Below are 1,551 nucleotides of genomic sequence, written 5' to 3' on the forward strand. Positions count from 1 at the left end.
AGTGTTGGGGTTTTTACCTATGGACATGTCAAAAGTAACGCATTTGACGAACTGATTCGTATTACCAAGCCAGGGGGATACATTGTTGTTAGTATGCCTACCGATCTGTCTGAGAGTAACGAGTTCAAACCAAAGCTAACTGCCCTAGAGGGGTCTGGTCAATGGGAAATGGTTACAGCGACAGAGAAATTTATTACCCATCAAAAGAAAGACACTGGTGTTTATTTAAAAGTTTGGGTGTACAAGGTTTGTTAGGAGCGTGATATCAACAATAAATCATCTAAAAATAGTAGGGAAAGCGTTTTTTTTTTTGATGAACTATCAAAACCTTAACAATTTGGTAAATAAACCCAAAATTGTGGTATTATGGGCTACACCTAGATCTGTATCAACCGCCTTCGAGAGAACTTTTTCACAACGCCCAGATACAGCAATCATTGATGAACCATTCCTTGATGTTTATTACTTCAGCAAATGGCGGCGTTCCAATCGCTTTGGCGATTGTGAACAGCGCCAAGATTACCAACCTACTCAGGTACTTGAAGAAATAAAATCAAAGGCGGAGGCAGCTCCTCTAGTTTTTATGAAAGAGATGGCTTACCAAGGACTGCCATACATCCCTCAGGATTTTCTCGCTTCTGCGATCAATACTTTCATTGTGCGTCATCCTCAGCAGGTAATGGCTTCCTGGTATCGGGTAAATGAGTCTCCTACAAATGAAGAGTTTGGTTTTGATGCCTTGAAACAAATGTGGCAAATAGTAACTAAGCAATTAAAACAGAAACCAATCCTTGTTGAAGCTAATTCCTTCCGTCGCCATACCCAAAAAGTTTTGACCGAATATTGCCAACGCATAGGAGTTAAGTTTGACCCCCAAATGTTGAGTTTTAATGAGGATAAATGGAGGGAATGTCAGCCTGATGAAATGGAGAGTCGAGCTAAATGGTATAAAACTCTAGACGGTAGCAGTTGGATTGTGCCACCAACTCAAAAAAAAGTGCAAATTCGTCCTGAAGATTTCGGGATGCTTGAGGGAGCGCAGAAAGTTTATGAAGAGCTTTATCATTTCGCAATTTAATGGGATAGCAATATGAATAAAGAAAAATTTTTACAAGGTCGCGTAGCAATAGTAACCGGCGGTACATCGGGTATAGGTAAAGCCGTCGCTCTTGCTTTAGCAGAAATTGGGGCTAACGTAGCCATTGGCTCCCGCTCCGCTGAGAAAAGTTCTTGCCAAACAGAAATTGAGGCAAAGGGGGTTAAGGCTTTAGCAATGACCCTAGATGTCTCTTCTAGTGATTCAGTTGAGACTTTTTGCAATAATGTATTCAAAACTTTTGGTAAAGTCGATATTCTGGTTAATGCTGCTGGAATAACCTACCTGCATAAAATATGCGAGCATCCTGATCAAGACTGGTATCGTATTATTGATGTTAATCTCAATGGTATTTATCGTACGATCAAGTTTTGTTTACCAGGAATGATCGAACGCAAGTGGGGTCGCATTATCAACATTGCTTCTACTGCTGCCTCAGTTGGTAATCCTAATGT

The 1,551-nt window shown here is 40.6% G+C and carries 2 protein-coding genes and 1 pseudogene; all 3 read left to right on the top strand.

Annotated elements, in window-relative coordinates; genetic code table 11:
• Positions 1-255 (top strand): annotated as a pseudogene (locus F6K38_RS41625) (class I SAM-dependent DNA methyltransferase); the annotation flags it as partial.
• 58 nt (positions 256-313) lie between these two features.
• The gene (locus tag F6K38_RS41630; RefSeq protein WP_008180731.1) at positions 314-1,078 is read left to right on the top strand and encodes a sulfotransferase-like domain-containing protein; all 765 of its coding nucleotides are present in this window, start codon (positions 314-316) and stop codon (positions 1,076-1,078) included.
• 12 nt (positions 1,079-1,090) lie between these two features.
• The coding region (locus F6K38_RS41635; RefSeq protein WP_287360694.1) for an SDR family NAD(P)-dependent oxidoreductase at positions 1,091-1,551 on the top strand (461 nt) is incomplete at its 3' end.

It is taken from the genome of Moorena sp. SIO3B2 (assembly GCF_010692525.1).
In the GTDB taxonomy this organism is placed as follows: domain Bacteria; phylum Cyanobacteriota; class Cyanobacteriia; order Cyanobacteriales; family Coleofasciculaceae; genus Moorena; species Moorena producens.

Excerpts from the sequence above, each read along its gene's own strand:
- F6K38_RS41630 (WP_008180731.1), top strand. The coding sequence starts at position 314 with ATGAACTATCAAAACCTTAACAATTTGGTAAATAAACCCAAAATTGTG.